Origin of the sequence: Stenotrophomonas maltophilia group sp. RY12688 (genome assembly GCF_052149045.1) — a bacterium.
GTDB lineage: Bacteria > Pseudomonadota > Gammaproteobacteria > Xanthomonadales > Xanthomonadaceae > Stenotrophomonas > Stenotrophomonas sepilia.
Genome location: NZ_CP197389.1, coordinates 3,302,655 through 3,327,254, shown reverse-complemented (window position 1 = coordinate 3,327,254; position 24,600 = coordinate 3,302,655). Strand labels below are relative to the sequence as shown.

Annotated in this window: 21 protein-coding genes; 12 read left to right on the top strand and 9 right to left on the bottom strand. The window is 67.0% G+C overall.

Going from position 1 to position 24,600, the window contains the following annotated elements:
• The first annotated feature begins 10 nt into the window (after nucleotides 1–10).
• Nucleotides 11–568 (top strand): hypothetical protein, encoded by a 558-nt coding sequence (locus tag ACS0OT_RS15560; protein ID WP_235646283.1) that lies wholly within the window; start codon nucleotides 11–13, stop codon nucleotides 566–568.
• A gap of 39 nt (nucleotides 569–607) precedes the next feature.
• Here the strand turns inward: ACS0OT_RS15560 and ACS0OT_RS15555 are convergent, their stop codons facing one another.
• From ACS0OT_RS15555 to ACS0OT_RS15545, 3 genes are all read right to left on the bottom strand, one after another.
• On the bottom strand, nucleotides 608–1,408 hold the full coding sequence (locus ACS0OT_RS15555; RefSeq protein WP_069139331.1) for a MipA/OmpV family protein: 801 nt from the start codon (nucleotides 1,406–1,408) through the stop codon (nucleotides 608–610).
• 140 nt (nucleotides 1,409–1,548) lie between these two features.
• Nucleotides 1,549–2,838, bottom strand: coding sequence for an ATP-binding protein (locus ACS0OT_RS15550; protein ID WP_065178912.1), 1,290 nt, complete (start codon nucleotides 2,836–2,838; stop codon nucleotides 1,549–1,551).
• The gene (locus ACS0OT_RS15545) at nucleotides 2,835–3,572 is read right to left on the bottom strand and encodes a response regulator transcription factor (RefSeq protein ID WP_005418539.1); all 738 of its coding nucleotides are present in this window, start codon (nucleotides 3,570–3,572) and stop codon (nucleotides 2,835–2,837) included. Before ACS0OT_RS15545 ends, ACS0OT_RS15550 begins: the two co-directional genes overlap by 4 nt.
• A gap of 180 nt (nucleotides 3,573–3,752) precedes the next feature.
• Between ACS0OT_RS15545 and ACS0OT_RS15540 the strand changes: the two genes are divergently transcribed.
• Nucleotides 3,753–5,039 carry an O-acetylhomoserine aminocarboxypropyltransferase/cysteine synthase family protein gene (locus ACS0OT_RS15540; protein ID WP_065178910.1) on the top strand — a complete coding sequence of 429 codons (1,287 nt, stop codon included), beginning with the start codon at nucleotides 3,753–3,755 and terminating at the stop codon, nucleotides 5,037–5,039.
• Between the two features lie 598 nt (nucleotides 5,040–5,637).
• Here ACS0OT_RS15540 and ybaL read toward each other — a convergent pair.
• The 4 genes from ybaL to ACS0OT_RS15520 form a co-directional block, all read right to left on the bottom strand.
• Nucleotides 5,638–7,335, bottom strand: coding sequence for a YbaL family putative K(+) efflux transporter (ybaL, locus tag ACS0OT_RS15535; protein WP_065178909.1), 1,698 nt, complete (start codon nucleotides 7,333–7,335; stop codon nucleotides 5,638–5,640).
• 192 nt (nucleotides 7,336–7,527) lie between these two features.
• On the bottom strand, nucleotides 7,528–8,409 hold the full coding sequence (locus ACS0OT_RS15530) for an XVIPCD domain-containing protein (RefSeq protein WP_005418536.1): 882 nt from the start codon (nucleotides 8,407–8,409) through the stop codon (nucleotides 7,528–7,530).
• Between the two features lie 9 nt (nucleotides 8,410–8,418).
• A complete protein-coding gene (locus ACS0OT_RS15525) occupies nucleotides 8,419–8,727 on the bottom strand; it encodes a hypothetical protein (RefSeq protein WP_005418535.1) in 309 nt (102 codons plus the stop codon).
• A 278-nt stretch (nucleotides 8,728–9,005) separates the two neighbouring features.
• Nucleotides 9,006–11,393 carry a TonB-dependent receptor plug domain-containing protein gene (locus ACS0OT_RS15520; protein ID WP_065185251.1) on the bottom strand — a complete coding sequence of 796 codons (2,388 nt, stop codon included), beginning with the start codon at nucleotides 11,391–11,393 and terminating at the stop codon, nucleotides 9,006–9,008.
• A 334-nt stretch (nucleotides 11,394–11,727) separates the two neighbouring features.
• Here ACS0OT_RS15520 and ACS0OT_RS15515 point away from each other — a divergent pair, with 334 nt between their 5' ends.
• On the top strand, nucleotides 11,728–13,593 hold the full coding sequence (locus ACS0OT_RS15515) for an ABC-F family ATP-binding cassette domain-containing protein (RefSeq protein WP_005418533.1): 1,866 nt from the start codon (nucleotides 11,728–11,730) through the stop codon (nucleotides 13,591–13,593).
• Between the two features lie 78 nt (nucleotides 13,594–13,671).
• On the opposite strand, the gene ampR is transcribed toward ACS0OT_RS15515, so the two are convergent.
• The gene (gene ampR / locus ACS0OT_RS15510; protein WP_065185250.1) at nucleotides 13,672–14,538 is read right to left on the bottom strand and encodes a LysR family transcriptional regulator AmpR; all 867 of its coding nucleotides are present in this window, start codon (nucleotides 14,536–14,538) and stop codon (nucleotides 13,672–13,674) included.
• A gap of 173 nt (nucleotides 14,539–14,711) precedes the next feature.
• On the opposite strand from ampR, the gene blaL2 reads away from it, so the two are divergent.
• The 4 genes from blaL2 (at nucleotide 14,712) to ACS0OT_RS15490 (ending at nucleotide 19,302) form a co-directional block, all read left to right on the top strand.
• Entirely contained in the window at nucleotides 14,712–15,626 is a 915-nt protein-coding gene (gene blaL2 / locus ACS0OT_RS15505; RefSeq protein WP_005418531.1) for a L2 family extended-spectrum class A beta-lactamase, read from the top strand.
• 84 nt (nucleotides 15,627–15,710) lie between these two features.
• Nucleotides 15,711–16,940 (top strand): cation:proton antiporter, encoded by a 1,230-nt coding sequence (locus tag ACS0OT_RS15500; RefSeq protein ID WP_065178906.1) that lies wholly within the window; start codon nucleotides 15,711–15,713, stop codon nucleotides 16,938–16,940.
• Nucleotides 16,941–17,044: 104 nt separating this feature from the next.
• On the top strand, nucleotides 17,045–18,601 hold the full coding sequence (locus tag ACS0OT_RS15495; protein WP_164230415.1) for a glycosyltransferase family 39 protein: 1,557 nt from the start codon (nucleotides 17,045–17,047) through the stop codon (nucleotides 18,599–18,601).
• A 59-nt stretch (nucleotides 18,602–18,660) separates the two neighbouring features.
• Entirely contained in the window at nucleotides 18,661–19,302 is a 642-nt protein-coding gene (locus tag ACS0OT_RS15490; protein WP_053501011.1) for a hypothetical protein, read from the top strand.
• 133 nt (nucleotides 19,303–19,435) lie between these two features.
• On the opposite strand, the gene ACS0OT_RS15485 is transcribed toward ACS0OT_RS15490, so the two are convergent.
• The gene (locus ACS0OT_RS15485) at nucleotides 19,436–20,182 is read right to left on the bottom strand and encodes a DUF3011 domain-containing protein (protein ID WP_069139338.1); all 747 of its coding nucleotides are present in this window, start codon (nucleotides 20,180–20,182) and stop codon (nucleotides 19,436–19,438) included.
• A 158-nt stretch (nucleotides 20,183–20,340) separates the two neighbouring features.
• On the opposite strand from ACS0OT_RS15485, the gene aspS reads away from it, so the two are divergent.
• The 5 genes from aspS (at nucleotide 20,341) to ACS0OT_RS15460 (ending at nucleotide 24,594) form a co-directional block, all read left to right on the top strand.
• Nucleotides 20,341–22,092, top strand: a complete 1,752-nt coding sequence (gene aspS / locus ACS0OT_RS15480) for an aspartate--tRNA ligase (RefSeq protein ID WP_065196678.1) — start codon at nucleotides 20,341–20,343, stop codon at nucleotides 22,090–22,092.
• A gap of 16 nt (nucleotides 22,093–22,108) precedes the next feature.
• Nucleotides 22,109–22,426 (top strand): DNA primase, encoded by a 318-nt coding sequence (locus ACS0OT_RS15475; protein ID WP_065178902.1) that lies wholly within the window; start codon nucleotides 22,109–22,111, stop codon nucleotides 22,424–22,426.
• A 31-nt stretch (nucleotides 22,427–22,457) separates the two neighbouring features.
• Complete coding sequence (locus ACS0OT_RS15470; protein WP_049415346.1) at nucleotides 22,458–22,979, top strand: GNAT family N-acetyltransferase; 522 nt, start codon at nucleotides 22,458–22,460, stop codon at nucleotides 22,977–22,979.
• A gap of 75 nt (nucleotides 22,980–23,054) precedes the next feature.
• Nucleotides 23,055–23,687, top strand: a complete 633-nt coding sequence (locus tag ACS0OT_RS15465) for an esterase/lipase family protein (protein ID WP_032954421.1) — start codon at nucleotides 23,055–23,057, stop codon at nucleotides 23,685–23,687.
• 175 nt (nucleotides 23,688–23,862) lie between these two features.
• Complete coding sequence (locus tag ACS0OT_RS15460; protein WP_005418519.1) at nucleotides 23,863–24,594, top strand: YebC/PmpR family DNA-binding transcriptional regulator; 732 nt, start codon at nucleotides 23,863–23,865, stop codon at nucleotides 24,592–24,594.
• Nucleotides 24,595–24,600: the final 6 nt, after the last annotated feature.

The following is a 24,600-nucleotide window of genomic DNA, read 5'->3' as shown; positions in this document are numbered from 1 at the left end:
GGAGAACCGCATGGACGTTACCCGAAGGGTTTCACTCTGCATGGCGCTGGCGCTGGCGCTGGCGCTCGCTGCTGTTTCTGGACACGCTGCAGCCGTCGAACAGGTCCAGCTGCCGCCGATGAAGGGTTACCAGCAGGCCCACCAGAGCACCGACGCACAAGGCAACCGCATCACCGAGTACGTGCCGCAGGGCCAGACCGTGCAGGACTGGACCGACATGGTCACTGTCAATGATGCGCCGAACAGTGGCCATGTGAGTCCGCGCGAGTTCCTCGGCATCATCGAGGCGGGGTGGCGCATGGCCTGTCCGGCAGCGCAGAGCCACTGGATCCGCGAAGGCGAGGAGGGCGGACGGCCATTCGCGCTGCTGATGCTCAGTTGCCCGCTGAACCCCGGCACCGGCAAACCGGAGTTCACCTGGATCAAGGGCATGCAGGGCAGGCAGGGCTTCCACACCGTGCAGAAGTCGTTCCGCGCCGAGCCGGAGAAGGACGACGTCGTGCAGTGGATCGGCTGGCTGCGCGAGGTCGGCTTGTGCGGCAGCGGCGCCGCACAAGCCTGCCACTGATCGCAGCGAAAGAGGGCGCCCCGCGGCGCCCTTCATGCATCAGAAGCGGTGCGTATAGCCGCTCATCACGCCGAACTGATTGGCCTTCTGCACGATCGGGCTGTCGGCGGCATCGCCGAGCAGGCGCGTGCCTTCGGCCGAGATGTACCAGTTGCCATTACGGCCCACGCGGTGGCTCCACTTCAGGCCGACACCGGCGCTGACCAGGCCCGCCTTCGGTTTGTGCTCGGCAAAGCCGGTGCGCGCGGCCTGTTCCGGACTGACGCCGTACCAGGTCTGCATGTAGCCACGGTTGCCGTAGTCGGTGGAGACGCTGCCGCTGACCACGCCACCGGCCAGGTCGAACAGCGGCATGCTCAGGTTCAGGTGGATCTGCTGGGTAGCCAGTCCGTTCTCAGCCTTGTCCTCGTCCTTGCGGGTGAACTGCCAGGAGCCGCTCAGCACGGCCTCGCCCAGCGTATATCCAGCCGAGACACCGACCAGGGGACGGGTATCGATATCGCCCATGCCGCGCAGGAAGTCCGAACCGCCGAGCAGCGAATCCTTGTCCCTGCGGATACCGCTGGCACCGACATAGGCGCGCACGCGGGTGTGCTCGCCGAGGGTCGTGCCCCAGCCGATGCCACTGGTGCCCAGAAACCAGCCCCCCGGCGAGGTGACATCGAAGGACAGCGAAGGCGTCGCACGGTACTCCTCGCTGCCGCTGTAGCGCGGCGCCACGCCACCGCCGGCGGCGAGCTCGAAGGTCCAGTGGTCATCCTTGGCGTGGGCGATCGGGGCGGCGAACAGCGGCAACAGGGCCAGGTGGAGCAGGGCGGGGGAACGGCGAAGCTGGGACATGGAAACTCTCGACAATGGGAGGAAAGCAGCGCGCGCATCCGGCGAGTGCTGCAGGGTCGCTAGCGTGGCGATACGCCGGCGACCGATCCGTCCGCAGTTGTGCGGGAGTTGTAATCAACTGTAATTGCGCCCGTGGGCGTTCAGCTGGCAGCCAGCGGCCAGTGCATTTCCAGGCGTGCGCCGCCGAGGGCGGCGCGACCGATGCGCAGTTCGCCGTGGTGGCGTGCGGCAATGCGGCCGACGATCGCCAGGCCCAGGCCGAAGCCGCCGGTGTCGCGGCTGCGGCTGTCATCCAGGCGGGTGAACGGGCGGACCACCTTTTCGCGGTCAGCCTCGGCGATGCCGGGGCCGTCGTCGTCCACGCGCAGGCAGGCGCGCCCGCCCACACTCACCAGCGACACGTCCACCTGCGAGCGCGCGTGGCGCAGGGCATTGCCGACCAGATTGCTCAGCGCCAGCTGCAGCAGGCGCGGTTCCGCTTCCAGCCGAGGCAGGGCGCTGGGCTGCACGCGCAGCACCAGGCCGGCACGTTCGGCATCGCGGCGGGCATCGGCCAGGCAGGCCTGCAGCCAGTCGTTGGCTTCGATCCGCTGCATCGGTTCGCCCTCGCTGGGATGCTCCAGCCGTTCGTAGGCCAGCAGTTCGCTGACCAGCCGGTTGAGCTCGGCCAGGTCGCCATGCAGGCCCTGCGCCAGTCGTTCGCGGCGCTCGCGGTCATCGCTGTCCTGCATCAGGTCCAGGCCGAAGGCCACGCGCGCGATCGGCGTACGCAGTTCGTGGGAGATCGCATGGGTCAGGTCGCGCTGGCGCTGTACCAGTTCGGCCACGCGCGCGGCCATGCGGTTGGAATGGTCGACGATGACCCGGATCTGCGAGCGTGGCGAGACCTGCGCGCGTGCCTGCAGATCGCCGGCGCCGATGCGGTCGGCATGCACGCGCAGGGCATCCAGATCGCGCCAGAGCAGGCGTACCCAGGCGTACAGGCTGGCGCCGACCAGCAGCAGGATGCTGAGGTAGGCCGCGATGGTCATGTACGTGGTCATCTGCACCGCGCCAGGCACGCGCAGGTGCAACCAGCGACCATCGATGCCTTCGATGGGCAGCAGGACCTGCTGGTACTGATCGCGCACGATGAAGCCATCGGCCTGCACGGCTGCCTGTTCCTGCGGGGTCAGCGCGGGAGGCTTGTCGAGCAGGGTCAATGCGATGCCATAGTGCGGTTGCCACTGCTGCAGGCGCTCACGCTGCTGGCTACCGTCCAGGCCGGCCAGGCCGCTGCGCAGGGCGTACACCTGCCCGCGCACCTGCTGGACGAAAACGCGATCCTGCACGGGCGTATAGATGCTGTCGAGCACCCGGTTGAGAAAGAACACCGAGGCCAGGAAACAGGCGCCGGTGATGAACCACAGCCACAGGAACAGCCGCTTCATGCCGTCCAGGCCGACGGATTGAACTGGTAGCCGCGGCCCCACACGGTCTTGATCCGCCGCGGCTCGCGCGCATCGTCGCCGAGCTTGCGACGCAGCTTGCCGATGCAGACGTCAACGCTGCGGTCCAGGCCGTCGAAGCCGATACCGCGCACCGCCTGCAGGATCTGGTCACGGGACAGGATCTGCCCCGGCTGGCTGGCCAGCAGCCACAGGATCTCGAATTCGGTGGTGCCCACGTCCACCGTGGCACCGTGCAGGTGTACCTCACGCTGCATGCGGTCGATCAGCAGTTCACCGTGCATCAGCCGGCTGGGCGTGCCGGTGTTGCTGCTGCCGTGGCGGCGGCGCAGCAGGGCGCGCAGCCGGGCCAGAAGCAGGCGTGGTTCGATGGGCTTGTGCACATAGTCGTCGGCGCCCGATTCCAGGCCCAGCACCTGTTCGATGTCGTCCTCGCAGGCGGTCAGCATCAGGATCGGCACATCGGAGAAGCTGCGGATCTGGCGGCACACGTCGATGCCGCCCAGGCCGGGCAGCATCAGGTCCAGCACCACCAGCTCCGGCGCGTGCTGGCGGCAGGCCGCGCCGGCCAGATCGCCGCGTGCGATGTGCTGCACGGCGAAGCCATGCTGGTGGAGGTAGTCGCTCACCAGTTCGGCCAGGCGACGGTCGTCCTCTACCAGCATGACCGACGTAGGCGAACTGCTGGTGGTGGGATGCCAGGGCGATGGCTGCATGGGTGGGGCCTCCGTGCCCGGGCAGCAGCGCCCGGCGGCGCAGCCTAGCAGCGCCCCATGACGACTGCCTGAATCGCGGCCAACCTGATAACCGCCGGTACGGGCGTCATCGCCAGTGGCTTTCAGTGGCGGGCGCGGGCTGGCCTATGGTGGCGGTTTCCCCGGATGGAGCCTGGTGCAATGAGCGAACCGCAGTGGCAACTGGAAACCCTGGCCGTGCACGGTGGCTACCGTCCCGACCCGACCACCCGCGCGGTGGCGGTGCCGATCTACCAGACCGTGGCGTATGCCTTCGATGACACCCAGCACGGCGCCGATCTGTTCGACCTGAAGGTGCCCGGCAATATCTACACTCGCATCATGAACCCTACCACCGACGTGCTGGAGCAACGCCTGGCCGCACTGGAAGGTGGCATCGGTGCGCTGGCGCTGGCCTCGGGGCAGGCCGCGATCACCTATGCCCTCCAGACCATCGCCGAGGCCGGTGACAACATCGTCGCCTCCAGCGCGCTGTATGGCGGCAGCCTCAACCTGCTGGCACACACGCTGCCGCAGTATGCCATCCAGGCGCGCTTCGCCGACCCGGCCGATCCTTCTGCGTTCGCCGCGCTGATCGACGAGCGCACCAAGGCGGTGTTCGTCGAATCGATCGGCAACCCGCGCGGCAACGTCACCGACATCGCCGCCATTGCCGAGGTCGCGCATGCCGCGGGTGTGCCGCTGATCGTCGACAACACCGTGGCCACGCCGTTCCTGCTGCGCCCGTTCGAGCACGGTGCCGACATCGTCGTGCACTCGCTGACCAAGTACCTGGGTGGCCACGGCAACAGCCTCGGCGGTGCAATCATCGACTCCGGCCGCTTCGACTGGGCGGCGCAGCCGAAGCGTTTCGCCCGCCTCAACCAACCCGACCCCAGTTACCACGGCGTGGTCTATACCGAAGCACTGGGGCCGGCGGCCTACATCGGCCGGGCGCGGGTGGTCCCGCTGCGCAATACCGGTGCCGCGTTGTCGCCGTTCAATGCGTTCCTGATCCTGCAGGGCATCGAAACCCTGGCCCTGCGCATGGAGCGCATCAACGCCAATGCACTGGCCGTCGCGCAGTTCCTGAAGGCGCACGACAAGGTCGCCTGGGTGCGTTACGCGGGATTGGCCGACGATCCCGAGCATGGCGCCGCGCAGCGCTATCTGGGTGGGCACGGCTCGGGCGTACTGACCTTCGGCCTGCCCGGCGGCCGTGAAGCCGGCGCGCGCTTCCTCGATGCCCTGAAGCTGTTCACCCGCCTGGTCAACCTGGGTGATGCGAAGTCACTGGCCACCCATCCGGCCTCGACCACCCATCGCCAGCTGGATGCCGCGGAGCTGGCCAAGGCCGGCGTCAGTGAGGACACCGTGCGGCTGTCGATCGGCATCGAACACATCGGCGACCTGCGCGCCGACCTGGAGCAGGCCCTGGCCGCCGCCTGATAGCCACGCGCTTGGTCGTCATCGCCACAGGCGATCACCGCCGGCCACGCGATGCGCTAGGGTGGAACTGCCTCTCCAAGGCGTGGCAATGTGGCGATCCAGATCCCCGGTCGATGCGGGTCGACCGGGGATTTTTTTGTTTCCGGGGTCAGATCCGTTTTCCTGTGGAAAACAGATCTGACCCCATGTGCCGACGGTCGGCATCAATCCTGGTAGATCCACGCCATGCGTGGATGGATCACCATCGGAATCGAACATTCCGACAGTTCATCAAACAGCATCCACGCATGGCGTGGATCTACTGCAGAACGCGGGAAATTGTCGAAGGCGGGGTGGGGCCGCTTGCGGGGGCGTGAGCCGCATGGGCCCGAGGCATGCCTCGGGCGGGTTGGGCAGGACGCCCAACCCCGGTCTTGCCGTGTGCGCAGGATTGCGCACACGAGCAAGCGGCGACCGAGCTTACATGGACGTACTTGCAGCGGCCGCTGCAAGCGGACCCACCCCGCGATCCCACGGAATGCCAGCTTTTGCTCTTGTCCTTGCCGTTGCCGTTGTTTGGGCAGGTGCAGGGCTGCAAGCCCTGCCGCAAGCACACCCCTCATACAACAGGAATGTTGTGCTGCCTCAGGTTCCGGTACGGCGGCGTGGACATGATCATCTCCGCCAGCGAATAGGCCAGCTCGCGCTCGGCCATCACCGTGCCATCGGCACCGTGCTCCAGCAGATGCTTCACTTCGGCATCGCTGTGCGCACGTGCCAGCAGGGTCAGGTCCGGGTTGATCGCACGCAGCTTGGCCAGTGCCTCGCCGGCTTCCAGCGGCTGTGGGATCGCCAGCACTGCGATCTTGGCCCGCTCCGGATGGGCCTCGGCCAGCACCCGGTCGGCGGCGGCGCTGCCACGGATCGCTGCCAGGCCCCTGGCGTGCGCCTGCTCGACGTGCTCCTTGTTGTCATCGATCACCAGCACCGGCACGCCGCGATCGCGCAGTACCTGGGCCAGCTCGCTGCCCACCCGGCCATAGCCGATCACGATGGCATGGTCATGCAGGTCGCGCGACGGGCCGGTCGCCTCCTCCGGCTCCGGCGTTTGCGGCTGCTTTTCCTGTTTGGCCTGCCATCGGTCGAGCAGGCCGAACACCAGCGGGTTGAGCATGATCGATACCAGCGCGCCGGCCAGCACCAGCGACTGGCCTTCCTTCGGCAGGATCTGCAGCGCCACGCCGAGGCCGGCGATGATGAAGGCGAACTCGCCGATCTGGGCGAGGCTGGCCGAGATGGTCAGCGCAGTGCTGGTCGGGTGGCCGAACGCACGCACGATGAAGAACGCGGCTGCCGACTTGCCGAACATGATGATCAGCACCGTGGCCAGCACCTGCCACGGATGCTGGACGAGGATGTTGGGGTCGAACAGCATGCCGACCGAGACGAAGAACAACACCGCGAACGCATCGCGCAGCGGCAGCGAATCGTGCGCGGCCTTGTGGCTCAGTTCCGATTCGTTGAGCAGCATGCCGGCGAAGAACGCGCCCAGCGCGAACGAGACGCCGAACAGCATCGCCGAGCCGAACGCCACCCCCAGCGCGATTGCCAGCACCGACAGGGTGAACAGTTCGCGCGAACCGGTACCGGCGATACGTTCGAGGATCCAAGGGATGACCCGGCGCCCGACCACCAGCATCACCGCCACGAACAGGCCCAGCTGCACGAAGGTCCAGCCGATGTCGGCCAGCACGCTGCCCAGCGAGTGCGACTCCTTGGCCGCGTCGGGGCCGAACACACCGGCCATCACCGGCATCATCACCAGTGCCAGCACGCAGGCCAGGTCTTCCACGATCAGCCAGCCGACCGCGATCTTGCCGCGCATGGTTTCCAGCAGACGGCGTTCCTCCATCGCCCGCAGCAGTACTACGGTACTGGCCGTGGCCAGCGAGAAACCAAAGATGACGCCGTGAATGGCCGGCCAGCCCATCAGCGAGGCCACGCCCCAGCCGAGCAGGGTGGCCACCGCGATCTGGCCGATGGCGCCGGGGATGGCGATGGCCTTGACCGCCATCAGGTCCTTCAGCGAGAAGTGCAGGCCGACGCCGAACATCAGCAGCATCACGCCCAGTTCGGCCAGCTGGTTGGCCAGCGCCTGGTCGGCGACGAAGCCGGGGGTGAACGGGCCTACGCAGATGCCAGCAACCAGGTAACCGACCAGGGGAGACAAGCGGAGCTTGTTGGCCAGCGCGCCGAAGATGAAGGCGAGCCCCAGGCCAACGGCCACGATGTTGATCAGGTCGGTGTCATGGTGCATCGGCACTCGCAGGAAATCGGGGGTGCCCCGATTTTCACCGATGAGGCCAGATACGGCAAACCCGGCCAGCGTATCGGATCGTTGCGTGGGCGGCTTGTACGGGCGAGATATCAAGCCTTGTTGAGAGATGGCAGGCCCTGGCGGGCCGAATGGTGCCTACCTATGGGGGGCTCCAGGCGTAGCCGTCGATGATCACACCATCTGCCGGCGCTGGGTCTCTTCAAGGGCAGGCTCGGCCTGCTGCGGCGAGGCGGCCAACTGCTTGTCCAACTGATGAATCTGCCGCAGCGACTCCGCAACGGATGGCTGAAGGGCCGTTTCAATGTTGATGGGGGCACGCAGATGGCCCGGGTCATCCAAGGCTCCTTGAATGACGAAGATGTTCTCCGGCCTTGGGGGCTGACCAGTCGGCAAGCCCAATACCACATGGTCGATCCGTTCCAGACCTTGTGCCCGGGCAAGTTGGGTGAGGCTGGCCGCCATGCGTTGGCTGGATTCATCAGATGTGCGACCCAGCGATGCGTCCAGCGCATGGACGCCGGCGAGTGCCTGCTGGTGAAGCGATGCCGAGGCATCGCTCAGCGATGGGATGCTGGTTTCCGGCCGTTCGGTTGCCGGTTGCGGCTGCGAAGGACTGGTGGGCCGCACGCGCTCTGCCTTGCGAATGGACTCGATCAGCTCCCGCGGCGTATCGGTGAACAGCAGTTCACCTGCATCCAGGGACTGCCCAGTAACCTTGTTCACGGTACTGGTCGCCCACGATGCGCAGGTATTGCCATATGACCAGGTGACATTTTCGCCCAAGGCCTGGTCAAGTCGCTTGACCTGCTCGGGAGTCAATTCGTAATAGCGTGAGGCCGAAGATGTGGCCCGGGCTTCCATGCCTTCGCGGATGTCCGAACCTGGGCCATTGTCCTCAACGAGTGGATGGTTGTCTGGCCACAGGCCATGGAACGTCGTATGGCCGTTTCGCGTCACCGAGATCCAGGCGTGGCCGTCCACGAACTGATTGAACGACCCCTGTGTATTGGGGTCTACGTGACTATGGATGCCGAGGACGACCTTGTCGCTCATGGAATGCCCTTACGGAAAAATCTGTGTTTCGCCATCGGCGTACAGCATCACCACGCGCGGCGCCATCAAGGGAATTTCCTGACGGGCCGGGCCAGCAGGTCCGGGCTTCACGTCGCGCCGCAGCATGGTTGTGCATTGGCCGGATATGGGACAGCGATCGACAACGACTTTCATGGTGTCCCCTTCCACGACATAGCTCATCCCTGCCGCGTAATACATGCTTTCCATCGGTTCATTGAACTGGACCTGGAGCTTCGACGCGGAGAGCTGGGTGACGACGACCGGCTCAAGGCTCGATTTGGAATAGCTGGGTTTCACGTGATCTCCTGAACACCCTGACAGGGGGGCCGCCAGCGCAACCCACGCGAGCGCAGCGTACACATGGCGGCGAGTGATGCAGGCTCTCGTCACGGAGCGGCTCCTTCGTTGGTCCGCTGATTATGCACGGGACGGCCTATGAGGCGCGTGCAACAGAGCACAGCCTGGAAACCGGGTGCAGGAGCTGGCAACGTATACGGTCAGGACCGCGCCTGCCCCGAGGTCGCCGGCGGGTGTGTGGAGCAGCGCCGGGCAGGGCACGGCGCCCCCATTACCGCTTACCAGGTGTACTTGATCCGCCCGTACACATACGCGCCGTTGAAGCCGAACGGCGAGTAGTTGCTGTACGGCAGCATGCCGAAGGTGGAGTTCTGCAGGTCTTCGGTGCGGTCCGGGTACTTGTCCAGCAGGTTGTCGGCGCCCACGGTCAGGGTCCAGTTGCTGCTCGGCTTGTAGCTGGCCGAGGCATCCACCACCCAGGCATCGCCGTAGGTCTGGTCGCGCAGCGCGGTTGCCGAGTTGCGCACGGTGAACTTGCCGTAGCGGGTTGCGGCCAGGCCCAGTTCCCAGTGGTCCGAACGCCAGGTGCCGCTCAGGATCGCCTTGTCGCGCGGGTAGCTGTCCTCGATGCGACCGATCTCATCACGGCCGATCAGCGACTGGGTCAGGCCCAGGGTGCCGAACACCGCCGGAGTGCCGCCGACACGGCGCACTTCGGTGTCGTTGTAGCTGTAGGCGGCGGTCAGCTCCAGGCTGCTGGCGCTGAACGGCACCGTGTAGCTGGACACGAAGTCGACGCCACGGGTGCGCGTATCCAGGCCGTTGGTGAAGTACGAGAACGCAGTCACCTGCGGCAGGCCGAGGGTGCCCAGCAGCGCGCTGGTGGCGGCGTTGGTGGTGATGCTGGACGACAGCGCGATGCGGTCATCGATGTCGATCTGGTACGCATCGACGGTGATGTACAGACGGTCGACCGGCTGCAGTACCAGGCCCAGGCTGTAGGAGGTGGAGGTTTCGGCCTTCAACGGCGAGGCACCCAGCGCCTGCGCGGCCGGGCTGGTGGTCGGGAAGGTGCCGCGTTCAACGAACACGCCATTGAGGAACTGGCTGGTGACCGCCTGGTAGCCCTGCTGCGCCAGCGACGGTGCACGGAAGCCGCTGGAGGCGGTGGCACGCAGCGCGACCTTGTCGGTGAACGCATAGCGCGCCGACAGCTTGCCGGAGAAGCGGTCGCCGAAGTCCGAGTAGTCCTCGTAGCGGCCGGTGATGCCGGCCGAGAACTTTTCGGTCAGGTCCGCTTCCAGGCCGGCATAGACCGCGTAGTTGTGGCGGTCGGCATGCACTTCATTGGTCGGGGTGAAGCCGGCGAAGCCCTGCGCGCCGCTGCCGGTGTACGAGTTCAGTTCGCCCGGGTTCTGGTCCCACTTCTCCTTGCGGTACTCACCGCCGAAGGACAGCGTGACCGGGTAGGCAAGGCCCCAGTCCAGCGACTTGGTCAGGTCGGCGTTGAAGATGTCCTGCTGGTACTTCAGCGTGCCGTCGTAGAACGAGCGCGGGCTGGTCGCACCGAGGCTGTAGTTGATGCTGTTGCGGGTGTGGAAATCGAGGGTGTTCTCGCCGTGGTTCAGGCTCAGGTCCCAGGTCCAGCCGCTGTCGGTGTTGCCCTTGACCCCGGCCACCAGCGAGCGGTCCTTGGAATACTGGTTGATCTCCGGCACGTAGCCGTCCGGATAGGTCTGCGCCAGCAGCGCGCTCTGCCCGCTGTGGTTGCGCGAACGGTAGAACGCAAACGAGGTGATGTCGCGATTGCTGAGCAGCGCGCTGGCATAGCCGGTCACGTGGTCGCTGAAGTCGAAGCTGGCGTTGGCCGACGCAGCAGTGGCATCCACGCGCGGGTCGCCGACGATGAAGGTCTTCTGGCCGATGCTGGGGAAGTTGCCGGTGTTCGGCGTGGTGCCGCGGTACGGGCCGGCGCGGTTGCTTTCATCCTGCTGGCTGATCTGGCCGGCCACGTGCACGCGGCCTCGGCCGTTGCCGAACTCGACGCCGGTATCGCCGGAAAGCTGGTACTTGTTGCCGTCGCCGGCGGAGTACTGGCCGTAGTCTACGGCCAGGCTGCCGCCACTGCCGCTGCCCTTGAGCACGATGTTGATGACGCCGGCAATGGCGTCCGAGCCGTACTGCGCCGACGCGCCGTCGCGCAGCACTTCCACGCGCTCGATCGCGGCGATCGGGATCGCGTTGATGTCCACCGCAGACGAGCCACGACCGATGCTGCCGTTGACGTTGATCATCGCTGAGGTGTGGCGGCGCTTGCCGTTGACCAGCACCAGCACCTGGTCCGGCGACAGGCCGCGCAGTTGCGCCGGGCGCACGCCGCTGGTGCCGTCGGTCAGTGCCGGGCGCGGGAAGTTCAGCGAGGGCAGGGCGCGTGAAAGGGCGGTGGCCAGTTCGCTGGTGCCGGTGGACTGCAGCGCTTCGGGGGTGATGATGTCGATCGGCGATTGCGATTCGGCGACGGTGCGGTCGGCCACGCGGGTGCCGGTGACGATCACGGTGTCCAGGGTGTTGGCGGCGGTGCCGGCCTGCTGGGCGGCGGCGACGAACGGAGAGCCACCGAGTGCGACAGCGACGGCGGCGGCGATCAGGCTGGTCTTGCGGGTCATCGGGATGGGCTCCGGTTGGCGGGGGCGGCACCGGAATCGACATCACGGGGGTGAGGCGGACGGCGGTTGTTGCGGTGCGCAATACAGCAATTAACGGGATATTCAGTGCCTGTCAAATGCCGGTCATCGGAAAAAACGTTGCAGCAGCAACCATTTAGCCCGGACAGGCATCGGCGGGGAGGAGACCCGGGACGCGCGCGGCGAGGACGTGGGAGAGAGGAACGTCGGCCACTGCGCATCCCGGGACGCGTCAAGTATTCGTTAACGCTAGAATTGCGTCGCAGGAACAGTGCTCACCAGCACATTCCATCCGGTTATATGGACCCCTTCCCCGATGATCTCCCTTCGTAATTTCGCCTTGCGCCGCGGCGAGCGGCTGCTGTTGTCCAATGTCGACCTGACCCTGCACGCCGGTTACCGGGTAGGTGTGGTCGGCCGCAACGGTGCTGGCAAATCCAGCCTGTTCGCGGCGGTGAAGGGCGAACTGGAGGCCGACAAGGGTGACGTCGACCTGCCCGGCAAGGTCCGTATCGCCAGCGTGGCCCAGGAAACCCCGTCGCTGCCGGACCCGGCGCTGAGCTTCGTGCTGGGCGGCGATACCGAGGTGGCCGCGGTGCTGGCCGAAGAGGCCGAGGCGACCGCCCGCGAAGACTGGGAGGCGGTGGCCAACGCACACACGAAGATGGCCGAGATGGGCGCCTACGACGCCGAAGCGCGCGCCGGCAAGCTGTTGCACGGCCTTGGTTTCCCGGCCGAGACCCACCACCGCGCGGTGTCCTCGTTCTCCGGTGGCTGGCGCGTGCGCCTGAACCTGGCCCGCGCGCTGATGATGCCCAGCGACCTGCTGCTGCTCGACGAACCGACCAACCACCTCGATCTGGACGCGGTGTACTGGCTGGAACAGTGGCTGCTGAAGTACCCGGGCACCCTGCTGCTGATCTCGCATGACCGCGAGTTCCTCGACAACGTGGCCACCCACACCCTGCACCTGCACGGCGGCGGCGCCAAGCTCTACCCGGGCGGCTACACCGATTTCGAGCGCCAGCGCGCCGAACAGCTGCGCCAGCAGCAGATCGCGCACGAGAAGGAGCAGGCCGAGCGTGCCCACCTGCAGAGTTTCATCGACCGCTTCAAGGCGCAGGCCAGCAAGGCCGCGCAGGCGCAGAGCCGCATGAAGCGCCTGGCCAAGCTGGCCGGCACCGAAGCGGTGCGCGCCGAACGCGAGTTCCGCATCGAGTTTGCGCCGCCGGCCAAGCTGCCGTTCTCGCTGATCCGCCTGAATCACGTCGAGGCCGGCTATGGCCAGGACGCAGTGATCCTGCACAACGTCGGCTTCGGCCTGGAAGCGGGCCAGCGCATTGGCCTGCTCGGCCCGAACGGCGCCGGCAAGACCACCCTGGTGAAGACCCTGGTGGGTGAACTGGCGCCGATCGTCGGTGAGCGCATGGCGCACCCGGACCTGAAGATCGGCTACTTCGCCCAGCACACGGTGGAGTCGCTGCACGAAGGCCAGTCGCCGATGGAGCACTTCCGCGAGATTGCGCCGGATGCGCCGAACCAGTCGTTCCGCGATTTCCTTGGCAAGTGGAATTTCCCCGGCGACCGTGCGTTCGAGCCGGTCGATGGTTTCTCCGGTGGCGAGCGCGCGCGCCTGGCGCTGGCGCTGATCGCCTGGCAGCAGCCGAACGTGCTGCTGCTGGACGAACCGACCAACCACCTTGACCTGGAAATGCGCGAAGCGCTGGCCGAAGCGCTGGCCACCTTCGAAGGCGCGATCGTGATGGTCTCGCATGACCGCCACCTGATCGGCCTGGTCTGCGATACCTACTGGCGCGTGGCCGATGGCGTGGTCGAGCCGTTCGACGGTGACCTGGATGCATACGCCGCGTGGCTGCGCACCCGTCCGCAGGCGCAGGGCACGAAGGCCCGCATGGAGCAGGTGGAAGAGCCGGTGGTGGTCAAGACCGCCCCGGTGGCACAGGTGGTGCAGAAGAAGCCCGTGAACCCGCACAAGCTGGCCGCCGCCGAGGCCAAGGTGGCCGAGCTGGAAGGTGTGCTGGCCGAGCTGGACCGCCAACTCGCCGACCCGGCCAACTATGCCGATGCCAGCCGCATGGCGGTGATCGGCCGTGACCGCGAAACCGCTGCCGCGCAGCTGGAAAAGGCCGAAGCGGCCTGGATGGAACTGCTCGAGTCCTGACCGGTAGTACCGGCCGCTGGCCGGCAGCGCGATGCGCCCACAACGATCAAGGGATTGCCGGCCAGCGGCCGGCACTGCCTACGCGCCCTGCGCCTGCAGCCACTCGCGGAAGCGCTTGGCCGGCTCGCGCTCGGCGCGCGAGCGTAGCCGCGTCAGCCAGTATCGGCCCAGCTCCAGCGTGGTGCCGAACGGCTGCAGCAGGCGGCCTTCGGCCAGTTCCTGCTCGAACATGCGCAGCGGCAGCAAGGCCACGCCGGCACCGCCGGCGGCGGCCATCGCCACCGTCAGCGAGGAATCGAACACCGGCCCACGTGCTTCCACGCCGCTGACGCCGGCCGCCTGCAGCCAGCGCGGCCATTCGTCGCTGCGATAGGAACGCAGCAACGGCAGCGTGGCCAGGTCGCGCGGCTGCTTCAGCCGCCGCGCCAATGCCGGGGCGCACAGCGGCGCGAAGGGCGCATTGAGGATCGCCGTGCAGGCCTGGCCCTGCCAGTCGCCATCACCGAAGCGGATGGCCAGATCCAGCCCCTCGCCGGCCAGGTCGATGCGGTTGTTGTGGGTCTGCAGGCGCAGCTCGATGTCCGGATGCGCGGCCTCGAATGCGGCCAGCCGTGGCAGCAGCCAACCGGTGGCGAAGGTGCCGACCACCCCCAGCGTCAGCACTTCGCGGGCGGGCCCGCCGGTGTAGCGCGCGATGCTGGTCGAGATGCGTTCGAACGATTCGTTGAGCACCGGATACAGTGCTGCGCCTTCATCGGTCAGCGCCACGCCGCGCGGCAGGCGATGGAACAGGCGGATGCCGAGCCGGTCTTCCAGACCCCGGATCTGGTGGCTCAGCGCGGCCTGGCTGACGCACAACTCGAGCGCGGCACGGGTGAAGTTCTGATGGCGGGCGGCGGCTTCAAAAGCACGCAGCGCGTTGAGCGGCAGGGTCGGGTGCAGCATCGGAAAGCCGTGAGCCAGGGTGATGGCTGATCCTACCGTTCAATAAGGAATTTCGTAAATCTCAACAAGTTGATTACGACAGGCATGAGTTCAACTTATGGCTTGCCTTGATTCTTCGCGCTGGTCGGCTGCAGGGGAAGCGCCAATAATCGAGCGGTCACTAGGAGAACCCTATGCTCGCCCGTCGCCGATTCCTGCAGTTCAGTGGTGCTGCCGTTGCTTCCTCGCTGCTTGCCCCGGCGTTGGCGCGAGCTGTTTCCCCATCGTCCGGCATATCCGCCGCGAACGCCGCCATTGCCGGCGCCGCCGATTTCGCCGCGCTGGAGAAAGCCAGCGGTGGCCGTCTGGGCGTCACCGTGCTGAACACCGGTAACGGCCGTCGCATCGGCGGACATCGTCAGGACGAGCGCTTCCCGATGTGCAGCACGTTCAAGTCGATGCTGGTTGCCCATGTGCTGAGCCTTGCCGATGCAGGCCGCGTTTCGCTCGACACACGTGTGCCCATCGCCGAAAAGGATCTGCTGTCCTACGCCCCGGTGGCGCGCCGCCATGTGGGCAAGGACCTGACGGTGCGCGACCTGTGCCGGGGCACGCTGACCACCAGCGACAACACGGCGGCCAACCTGCTGCTGGAGGTGGTGGGCGGGCCGTCGGCGCTGACGGCATTCCTGCGCGGGCAGGGCGACAGCGTTACCCGCAATGACCGCAACGAGCCGGACGTGAATCTGTTCGCGAAGGGAGACCCGCGCGATACCACTAGCCCGGCCGCGATGGCCACCAGCTTGGCCCGCTTCGCGGTGGGCAATGGCCTGCAGCCGGCATCGCGCCAGCAGTTCACTGATTGGCTCATCGACAACCAGACCGGCGATGCCTGCCTGCGCGCCGGGCTGGGCAAGCGCTGGCGGGTGGGGGACAAGACCGGCAGCAACGGTGATGACACGCGCAACGACATTGCCGTGCTGTGGCCGCATGCGGGCGGCGCAGCGTGGGTGGTCACCGCCTATCTGCAGGGCGCGTCGGTCGATGACGATCAGCGCGCAGCGGTGCTTGCACGGGTGGGGGCGCTGGCCGACGCGATGATCGGATGAGGTAACCGGGGTCATTCGAAAATGGCTTGCCGGATCGGTTCAGCGCGCGCATCCTGCGCGCGTTCCAACCCCACGGAAGACCCCATGAGCCATGAACTGATCTACCTGTTGCTGATCTTCGCGCTGCTGGTGATCCCACGCGCGTTGCAGCGTTTCAGCCTGCCTGCCCCGTTGACCTGCCTGCTGTTCGGCATCATCGGCATGCTCTGGCTGGGGGATCAGGCACATGATGCGGTGATCGGACTGCTGGCCACCCTGGGCATTTCCTCGCTGTTCCTGTTCGCCGGCCTGGAAGTGGATCTGCAGGCGCTGCGCCGGGGAATGTGGCCGCTGCTGGCACATCTGGTCATCCGTACCGGCACGCTGTTCGGCGTCGGCTGGTTGGCCTGGCGTTACGCAGGATTGCCGTGGCAGGCCGCCGGGCTGCTGGCGTTGGCGCTGCTGACGCCCTCCACCGGTTTCATCATGGACTCGCTGTCGCGGCTGGGCCTGAGTGAGGACGAACGGTTCTGGGTGACCAGCAAGGCCATCGCCGGTGAGCTGCTGGCGCTGGCTGCCTTGTTCATCGTGCTGCAGGCCGGCGATCCGGGCCACATGGCGCTGTCCAGCCTGGCGCTGCTGGCGATGATGGTCGGCCTGCCGCTGCTGTTCATCGCGCTGGGCCGCTGGGTGGCGCCGCACGCGCCGGGTTCGGAGTTCTCGCTGCTGGTGATGGTCGGCATGGTGGCGGCCTACATCACCTACCTGCTGGGCGTGTATTACCTGGTCGGCGCGTTCATTGCCGGCCTGGTCGCGCGCCTGCTGCACCAGCGCATGCCGCTGCTGGCCTCGCACGAGAACCTGCACGCGCTGCGTCTGTTCGCCTCGTTCTTCGTGCCGTTCTATTTCTTCAACGCGGGCACCAAGGTGCCCAGCGAAGCGTTGAGCTTCGAGGCGCTGGGGCTGGGCATCGTGATCACCCTGGTGGTGCTGCCGCTGCGCATCGGCGTGGTCTGGCTGCAGCGCCGGGTGATGTTCGGCGAGAGCTTCCGCAGCAGCCTGCGGGTCTCGCTGGCGCTGGCCCCGACCCTGATCTTCACCCTGGTGCTGGCGGCGATCATGCGCGAGCGCTTCCAGATACCCGCAGTGCTGTTCGGCGCGCTGCTGCTGTACGCCGCACTGACCACGCTGCTGCCGTCGCTGGTGTTCCGCACGCCGTTCGACGTCGATCCGGTGGAGCAGGAACCGGCGGGCGAGGGCGAGGCCGCACCGGTCGCGGCCACCGAAGTCAGCCACGCCGAGCCGCCGAAGGCGCCGCTGCCACCGCTGGGCTGAGCCGCAGCCGCGTGCAGCGGCTTGCACTCCCGCGCGTCAACACAGACACTGCGCGCCCGTGAAGCGCGCCCTGCCGTGGGCGGCCACAGCCAGGAGCAACAGGCGTGAACCAGGAAAGCAACCCAGACCGCAGCCTGTTGCCGGGCAAGATCCTGTTGTGGTTTTCGGCAATCGCGCTGCTGGTCCTGCTGGGCTGCAGCTGGTCGATGCCCCCGGTCGATGCCTCCGGTTTCCGGCAGACGCAGACTGCCCTGTCGATCGACTGGTTGCTACGTGGCGGGCCCTGGCTGGACTACGTGACCCCGGTGCTGGGCGCGCCCTGGTCGATCCCCTTCGAGTTCCCGTTCTACCAGTGGCTGGCGGCGTTGCTGTCCAGCGTCACCGGCATGAGTGCCGACAACAGCGGGCGGCTGGTCTCCACCGTCTTCCATGCCGGCTGCATCTGGCTGGTCTATCGCACGCTGCTGGCATGGCGCCCTGACCGCACGCTGGCGCTGTGCGTGGCCGGCGCATTCGCCGTCTCACCGTACGCGCAGTTCTGGGGGCGCTCGGTGATGATGGAGTCCAGCGCGGTGTTCTTCGGCCTGCTTTTTGTCTGGGCGATGGCACGCCTGCGCAGCCAGCCGCGCGTGTGGGTGGGCCTGGTCGCCATCGTCGCGGCGGTGCTGTCGGCGGCCATCAAGGTCACCTCGTTCTTCGGCTTTGCCGCGTTCGTTGCGCTGGCCTTCCTGTGGCTGGCCCTGCACGAGCACGGCTGGCGCCCGCGGTGGCTGCAGCAGCATTGGCAGCTGCTGTTCTGGGGTGGTCTGTCCGCGCTTGCCGCGCTGGCCACGCTCAGCCTGTGGCTGCAGCATGCCGATGCGCTGAAGGCGCAGTCGGCGCTGGGCCGGCAGATCACCTCCGATGCACTGTCCACCTGGAATTACGGCACCCTGCAGCAGCGCCTGGATCCGGCTACCTGGTGGGGCACGGTGTTCAAGAAGCGCTTCTCCGGTGCGATCGGCTCCAACTGGATCTTCCTGGTCTTCGTCATCGCCGGGCTGTGGCAGAAGCGCACGCGCACGGCGGTGGGGATCCTGCTGCTGGCCTACCTGGCGCCGTTCCTGGTCTTCACCAACCTGCACATCGCCCATCCCTACTACCAGGCGGCCAATATCGTGTTCGCCACGTCGATCATCGGCTTGGTGCTGTGGTCGACGGTGCTGGCGGCCGAAGCGGCGGGCAAGCCGCGCCGTGGCGTTGCACTGGCGATCTTCCTGTGCGTGCTGTCGGTGGGCTTTGGCCTGGTGAAGTCGCTGAAGGACATCAAGGAAGCGCGCGAGCCGACACCGGTTTTGCAGATCGCCGAGGCCATCCGGACCGGCACCCCGGCGCAGGGCGTGGTGGTCGCGTTCGGTCAGGACTGGTCCTCCGAGCTGCCGTATTTCTCCGGCCGCCGCGCCGTGATGATTCCGGACTGGGCATCGGACGACGTGCTCGCATCGCTGGCTGCAGATGACGCAGCACTGGGGGGACTGCCGCTGGCCGCGCTGGTCAGCTGCCCCAACCAGGTGGGCAGCAGCCCCGAGCGCGTGCAATGGCTGGCCGAGATCACCCGGCGCTATGCCGCCGGTGGCCAGAAGCAGGACGTGGGCGGTTGCGAGGTCTGGCTGCACCCCTGACGTGACGTGGCCGGTCAGCGCGGTTTGCGCGCACCGGCCCGGGTCGTTAGGGTTGGGGCATGAGACTGCCTGCCGTTGTTGCCGCTTCCGCCCTCCTGCTCAGCCTCGCTGCCTGCTCGCAGCGTTCCGATACGGTCGCCCATGATCTGGCGACCGCACCGGCCGATGCCTTCATGGCCGCCATCGCCGCGCATTGCGGCCAGGCCTTTGAAGGCCGGGTGGTGGAGGACACGCCGGCGCCGACCGGCAAGGACCCGTTCGCCGGGCAGCGCCTGGTCATGCATGTGCGCGGCTGTGCCGATCCTGCCCATGAATTGCGGATTCCCTTCCATGTGGGGGATGACCACTCGCGCACCTGGGTGCTGACCCGCACCGAAAACGGCCTGCGCCTGAAGCACGATCATCGCCATCAGGATGGCAGCGCGGATGCGATCACCCTCTATGGCGGCGACAGCACGCCACCGGGCACCGCCGAGCGCCAGCAGTTCCCGGCCGACTCCGATTCGGTGGCGATGTTCCGTCGTGCCGACATGCTGGCCTCCACGCACAACACCTGGGCGATGGAGATCGACCCCGACCAGACCTTCGTCTACGAGCTGGGCCGCCCGGACGGCCGCCGCTTCCGCGTGAAGTTCGACCTGAGCAAGCCGGTCGATCTGCCGCCGCCGCCGTGGGGTGACGACAAAGCGCCCGCACCGTGATCGCGGGGTCAGATGCCTCCTGTAAAGCGCTCCGCCCCCGGAAAGACCCCCAGTAGATCCACGCCATGCGTGGAAGCGGGATACCTGGTCGGGTCAGAGCCCCGGCCGCTGGCCAGGGATCCGACCCCGTAACTCAACGCGTACCGAAGCGCGCCCGGCAACCGTTGCTCACCCACACCTGGCCCCGTGCGTAGCCCCAGCTGCGGCCCTCCTGGCAGGCGCTGCCGGACAGCTGCTGCTGCAGCACCGGCCGGCCCTGGCGCTCATCCCAGTCACAGTTCTGCGTGCGGTTGTTGTTGCTGCTGCAGGTGATGGAGTAGTTGCTGTTGCCGCCGCCCCAGCCACCGCCCCCGCCGCCACCCCATCCGCGAGCTTCGGCGAATTCGGCGCGGCAGCCGTTGCTGACCCACACCGCGCCGTTGCGCACTCCCCAGGTACGGCCTTCGTCGCAGGGGCTGCCGGACAGCTGGCGGACCAGGCGGGCATTGCGCCAGCCGACCGGGCAGCTGCGTTCGCGATTGTTCTGGCTCTCACAGCGGATGGTTTCGCCGGGCCGGCCGTTGTTGCCGCCCCAGCCACCGCCGTTGCCGCCGCCCCAGCCACCACGGGCCTCGACGAATTCGGCGCGGCAGCCATTGGTGACCCAGATGCTGCCATTGCGGCTGCCCCAGGTGCGGCCCTCGTCGCAGGCGCTGCCGGACAGCTGGCGGACCAGCTGCGCATTGCGCCAGCCTGTGTTGCACACGCGTTCTCGGTTGTTCTGGCTCTCGCAACGGATCACCCCGCTTTGCGCGGCGGCCGGGGCGGAGGGCAGGGCGAGCGTGGCGATGGTGCCCAGGCTCAGGGTCACGGCCAGGCGGGCCAGGGACAGCGGATTCATGGCGGCATCCCATACGGTGGCAGGTGCCTGACTATAGGGAGGGGGATGATCAAGCCGGTGTGACTGGCCGGATTTGCCCCGGCCGGGGCCTCGGCCGCAGAATACGAGGCTTTCCGGCCCCCATCCGGTGCCGGCGTTCTCCAGCGGAGCTTCCCCCAATGCGTACCCACTTCTGCGGCCTGGTCGACGAGACCCTGATTGGCCAGACTGTCACCCTCGCCGGTTGGACCGACGTGGCCCGTAACCAGGGCGGCGTCTGCTTCATCGATCTCCGCGATCATGAAGGCATCGTGCAGGTGACCGTGGAGGTCGACAACGCCGAAGTGTTCGCCGTGGCGGCTTCGCTGGGCTACGAGGACGTGCTGCAGGTGGAGGGCGTCGTGCGCGCCCGCCACGCGGTGAACGACAAGATGCGCACCGGCAAGGTGGAAGTGATCGCCACTGCCATCACTGTGCTGAACAAGGCTGCGCCCCTGCCGTTCCACGCCCACGAGAACCCGGGCGAGGAAACCCGCCTGAAGTACCGCTACCTGGACCTGCGCCGTCCGGAAATGCAGCGCATGCAGCGCACCCGCATCAAGCTGGTGCAGGCCCTGCGCCGCCACCTGGACGAGAAGGGCTTCCAGGACATCGAGACCCCGATCCTGACCAAGGCCACCCCGGAAGGCGCGCGCGACTTCCTGGTGCCGGCGCGCATGCACCCGGGCGAGTTCTACGCCCTGCCGCAGAGCCCGCAGCTGTTCAAGCAGATCCTGATGGTGGCCGGCTTCGACCGTTACTACCAGATCGCGCGCTGCTTCCGCGACGAAGCGCTGCGTGCCGACCGCCAGCTGGAATTCACCCAGCTGGACATGGAATTCGCCTTCGTGCGCGAGCGCGACGTGCAGGACTTCGTCGAAGACATGATCCGCGCCATCTTCAAGGAAGTGGTCGACATCCAGCTGGATGCCAGCTTCCCGCGCATGACCTGGGCCGAGGCGATGCGTCGCTACGGTTCGGACAAGCCGGACCTGCGCATCGCGCTGGAGCTGGTCGACGTGGCTGAACTGGTCAAGGACAGCGAGTTTGCAGTGTTCACCGGCCCAGCCAACGATGCCGAAGGCCGCGTCGCCGCGCTGCGCATCCCGGGCGGTGCAGCGCTGAGCCGCAAGCAGATCGACGAGTACGCCGCGCACGCTGCCAAGTACGGCGCCAAGGGCCTGGCCTACATCAAGATCGCCGACAACGGCGAGGTCAGCTCGCCGATCCAGAAGTTCTTCAGCGAGGCCTCCTTCGCTGCGCTGGTCGCCCATGTTGGCGCCGGCAACGGCGACATCGTGTTCTTCGGTGCCGGTGGCTACAACAAGGTCTCCGACTTCATGGGCGCGCTGCGCCTGAAGGCCGGCAAGGACTTCGGCCTGGTCGCCGATGGCTGGGCGCCGCTGTGGGTCACCGACTTCCCGATGTTCGAATGGGACGAGGAAGAACAGCGCTACGTCGCGCTGCATCACCCCTTCACCGCACCGGCCGTGGATGACATCGCCGATCTGCGCGCCAACGCCCGTACCGCCGTCTCGCGCGGTTACGACATGGTGCTCAACGGCAATGAAATCGGCGGCGGTTCGATCCGTATCCACCGTCCGGACATGCAGAGCGCAGTGTTCGAGCTGCTCGGCATCGGCGCCGAAGAGGCCCGTGCCAAGTTCGGATTCCTGCTCGACGCGCTGAACTACGGCGCGCCGCCGCACGGTGGCATCGCCTTCGGCATCGACCGCATCGCCGCGCTGATGGCCGGCACCGAGTCGATCCGCGACGTCATCCCGTTCCCGAAGACCACCGGTGCACAGGATCTGATGACCGACGCGCCGTCGCCGATCGTCGACGCGCAGCTGGCCGAAGTGCACATCCAGGTTCGCCCCAAGACCAACTGATCAGGAGATCCAGGCAATGACCGAGTTTGCGTTTTCGCTGGAGTGGGAAAAGCTGGGCAATGAAGGCTCCGAGGCCAACCTGGTCACCGAGCGTGCACGCGTGTTCGGTGGTTGGCTGGTCCGCGTTGGTACCAGCCCGGCGGCGATGGCCCTGACCTTCGTCGCCGACGGCGAAGGCCGTTGGGACGGTGAAGACTTCGGCGTCGAGGATTACGAGGACGACGAAGAGGAAGAGTACGAAGAGGACGAGGAAGGCGAGGAAGAAGAGGACGAGGACGAAGAGGAGTACGAGGAAGAGGACGAGGAAGAAGAGGAGTCGCCTGAAAAGGCTTGACCGCCGCTTCGCCCTGGCGTCAACTTCCTGCATGTATTCGATCCGCCGCGCCACTGTGGACGATGCGCCGACCCTGTCGGCGCTGGCCGCCCGCACATTCACCGAAACCTTCGGCCATCTGTACCCGCCGCAGGACCTGCAGGCCTTCCTGGAGGAGGCCTACACGGTCGAGCGCCAGCGCGTGATCCTGGCCCACCCCGATTACGCGGTGTGGCTGCTGGAACTGGATGGGGAAGCGGTCGGCCATGCCGCCGCCGGCCCCTGTGGCCTGCCGCATCCGGATGTGAAACCCGGTGACGGCGAACTCAAGCGCTTGTACCTGATCAAGACGCAGCAGAGCTGCGGCTGGGGCAGCCGCCTGCTGGAAACCGCGCTGGCCTGGCTGGAGCGCGAAGGCCCACGCACGCTGTGGCTGGGCGTGTGGTCGGAGAACTTCGGCGCGCAACGCTTCTACGCCCGCTATGGTTTCGAGAAGGCCGGCGAGTACCTGTTCCCGGTCGGCGATACCAACGATCTTGAATTCATCCTGCGCCGCGCACCGCGCGCGGCCTGACATTCACCGCCGCTTGCTGCGCGCGCGTGTTCAATCACCTCACGTTCCTGCCCCGCTGACCGCCAGGCTGTTTGCATGACTCCCCCCGTATTGCTGCTGCATGGCATCTGGAATGCCCGCGCCTGGGTCGGGCCGCTGGCCTGGCGCCTGCGCGCGCGTGGTTTCCAGGTGCATGCGTTCGGTTACTCCTCGGTGTTCGGTGGTCCCGACGTGGCGGTGCCCCAGCTGCTGGAACGGTTGGCCGACGCCGGGCCGTTGTCGCTGGTCGGCCACAGCCTGGGCGGGTTGCTGGCGCTGGAAGCGCTGCGGCGCAATCCGCAGCTGCCGGTGCAGCGGGTGGTCTGCCTGGGTTCACCGCTGCGCGGCAGTGGCACCGCACGCTCGTTGTCCGAGCACGGCTGGGGCCTGGCGCTGGGACGCAGCAGCGAGCTGCTGCTCGATGGCCTGCCGGACTGGCAGGGCAGGGCCGAGGTTGGCCTGATTGCCGGCTCGGTGCCGCACGGGCTGGGCAGCCTGCTGGGTGCCATCGACGATGCCTCCGATGGCACCGTGGCACTGGCCGAGACCCGGCTGCCGGGCCTGGCCGACCATTGCGTGGTCCGCACCAGCCACAGCGGCCTGGTGGTGTCGCCCGACGCCGCGCGGCAGACCGCGCATTTCCTGCGTCATGGCAAGTTCGACCACAGCCGCGACGCGGCGGCGGCATAGGGGCGGGAAGGCAGGGCCGCCCTGTAGAGCCGAGCCCATGCTCGGCTGCATTCCGTCGGGCCCATTGAGCCGAGCATTGGCTCGGCTCTACAACAATACGGGCCTAGACACGGTTGCAGCGCCCGATCAGGTAGAATCCGCGCCTTGATCCTGAAGCAGCCAGACGGTAGCACCCATGGGTAGAGGCCCCTCCATCGAAGCCCGCAAGAACGCGTCCGACGCGAAGCGCGGCAAGATTTTCACCAAGATCATCCGCGAGATCGGCGTTGCCGCGCGCGGCGGTGGAGGCGACCCCAACAACAATCCGCGCCTGCGCGTGGCCGTGGACAAAGGCCTGGCCGTGAACATGTCCAAGGACGTGATCGAGCGTGCCATCAAGAAGGCGACCGGTGAGCTGGAAGGCGTCGACTACGAGGAAGTCCGCTACGAGGGCTACGCCCCGGGTGGCGTGGCCGTGATCGTCGACTGCCTGACCGACAATCGCGTGCGCACTGTGGCCGACGTCCGCCATGCGTTCAGCAAGTGCGGTGGCAACATGGGCACCGAGGGCTCGGTGGCCTTCATGTTCAAGCGCCTGGGCGTGCTCAGCTTCGCCGCAGGGGCCGACGAGGAAGCCATCACCGAAGCGGCCATTGAGGCCGGTGCCGATGACATCGTGGTCTACCCCGATGACGGCTCGATCGATGTGGTCACCAGCCCTGACGCGTTCAACGCGGTGAAGGATGCGATGGCCGCCGCCGGCCATGTCGCCGACCACGCCGAGATCACCTTCCGCGCGGACAACGACATCAAGGTTGAAGGCGACGTCGCCCTGCAGGTCAAGAAGCTGCTGGACATGCTCGAAGACCTGGACGACGTGCAGGACGTGTATTCCAACGCCGAACTCGGCGCCGACGCCTACGCCTGAGCCGTC

Bases quoted from the DNA above. Each gene is read 5' to 3' on its own strand.
- ACS0OT_RS15540 (WP_065178910.1), top strand. From the start codon at position 3,753: ATGAGCGAACCGCAGTGGCAACTGGAAACCCTGGCCGTGCACGGTGGC.
- ACS0OT_RS15470 (WP_049415346.1), top strand. From the start codon at position 22,458: ATGTATTCGATCCGCCGCGCCACTGTGGACGATGCGCCGACCCTGTCG.
- ACS0OT_RS15485 (WP_069139338.1), bottom strand. From the start codon at position 20,182: ATGAATCCGCTGTCCCTGGCCCGCCTGGCCGTGACCCTGAGCCTGGGC.
- ACS0OT_RS15500 (WP_065178906.1), top strand. From the start codon at position 15,711: ATGAGCCATGAACTGATCTACCTGTTGCTGATCTTCGCGCTGCTGGTG.
- ACS0OT_RS15545 (WP_005418539.1), bottom strand. From the start codon at position 3,572: ATGCAGCCATCGCCCTGGCATCCCACCACCAGCAGTTCGCCTACGTCG.
- ACS0OT_RS15475 (WP_065178902.1), top strand. From the start codon at position 22,109: ATGACCGAGTTTGCGTTTTCGCTGGAGTGGGAAAAGCTGGGCAATGAA.
- ACS0OT_RS15530 (WP_005418536.1), bottom strand. From the start codon at position 8,409: ATGAGCGACAAGGTCGTCCTCGGCATCCATAGTCACGTAGACCCCAAT.
- ACS0OT_RS15460 (WP_005418519.1), top strand. From the start codon at position 23,863: ATGGGTAGAGGCCCCTCCATCGAAGCCCGCAAGAACGCGTCCGACGCG.
- ybaL (WP_065178909.1), bottom strand. From the start codon at position 7,335: ATGCACCATGACACCGACCTGATCAACATCGTGGCCGTTGGCCTGGGG.
- ACS0OT_RS15520 (WP_065185251.1), bottom strand. From the start codon at position 11,393: ATGACCCGCAAGACCAGCCTGATCGCCGCCGCCGTCGCTGTCGCACTC.
- ACS0OT_RS15465 (WP_032954421.1), top strand. From the start codon at position 23,055: ATGACTCCCCCCGTATTGCTGCTGCATGGCATCTGGAATGCCCGCGCC.
- ACS0OT_RS15560 (WP_235646283.1), top strand. From the start codon at position 11: ATGGACGTTACCCGAAGGGTTTCACTCTGCATGGCGCTGGCGCTGGCG.
- ACS0OT_RS15515 (WP_005418533.1), top strand. From the start codon at position 11,728: ATGATCTCCCTTCGTAATTTCGCCTTGCGCCGCGGCGAGCGGCTGCTG.
- ACS0OT_RS15550 (WP_065178912.1), bottom strand. From the start codon at position 2,838: ATGAAGCGGCTGTTCCTGTGGCTGTGGTTCATCACCGGCGCCTGTTTC.
- ampR (WP_065185250.1), bottom strand. From the start codon at position 14,538: ATGCTGCACCCGACCCTGCCGCTCAACGCGCTGCGTGCTTTTGAAGCC.
- aspS (WP_065196678.1), top strand. From the start codon at position 20,341: ATGCGTACCCACTTCTGCGGCCTGGTCGACGAGACCCTGATTGGCCAG.
- ACS0OT_RS15490 (WP_053501011.1), top strand. From the start codon at position 18,661: ATGAGACTGCCTGCCGTTGTTGCCGCTTCCGCCCTCCTGCTCAGCCTC.
- ACS0OT_RS15555 (WP_069139331.1), bottom strand. From the start codon at position 1,408: ATGTCCCAGCTTCGCCGTTCCCCCGCCCTGCTCCACCTGGCCCTGTTG.
- blaL2 (WP_005418531.1), top strand. From the start codon at position 14,712: ATGCTCGCCCGTCGCCGATTCCTGCAGTTCAGTGGTGCTGCCGTTGCT.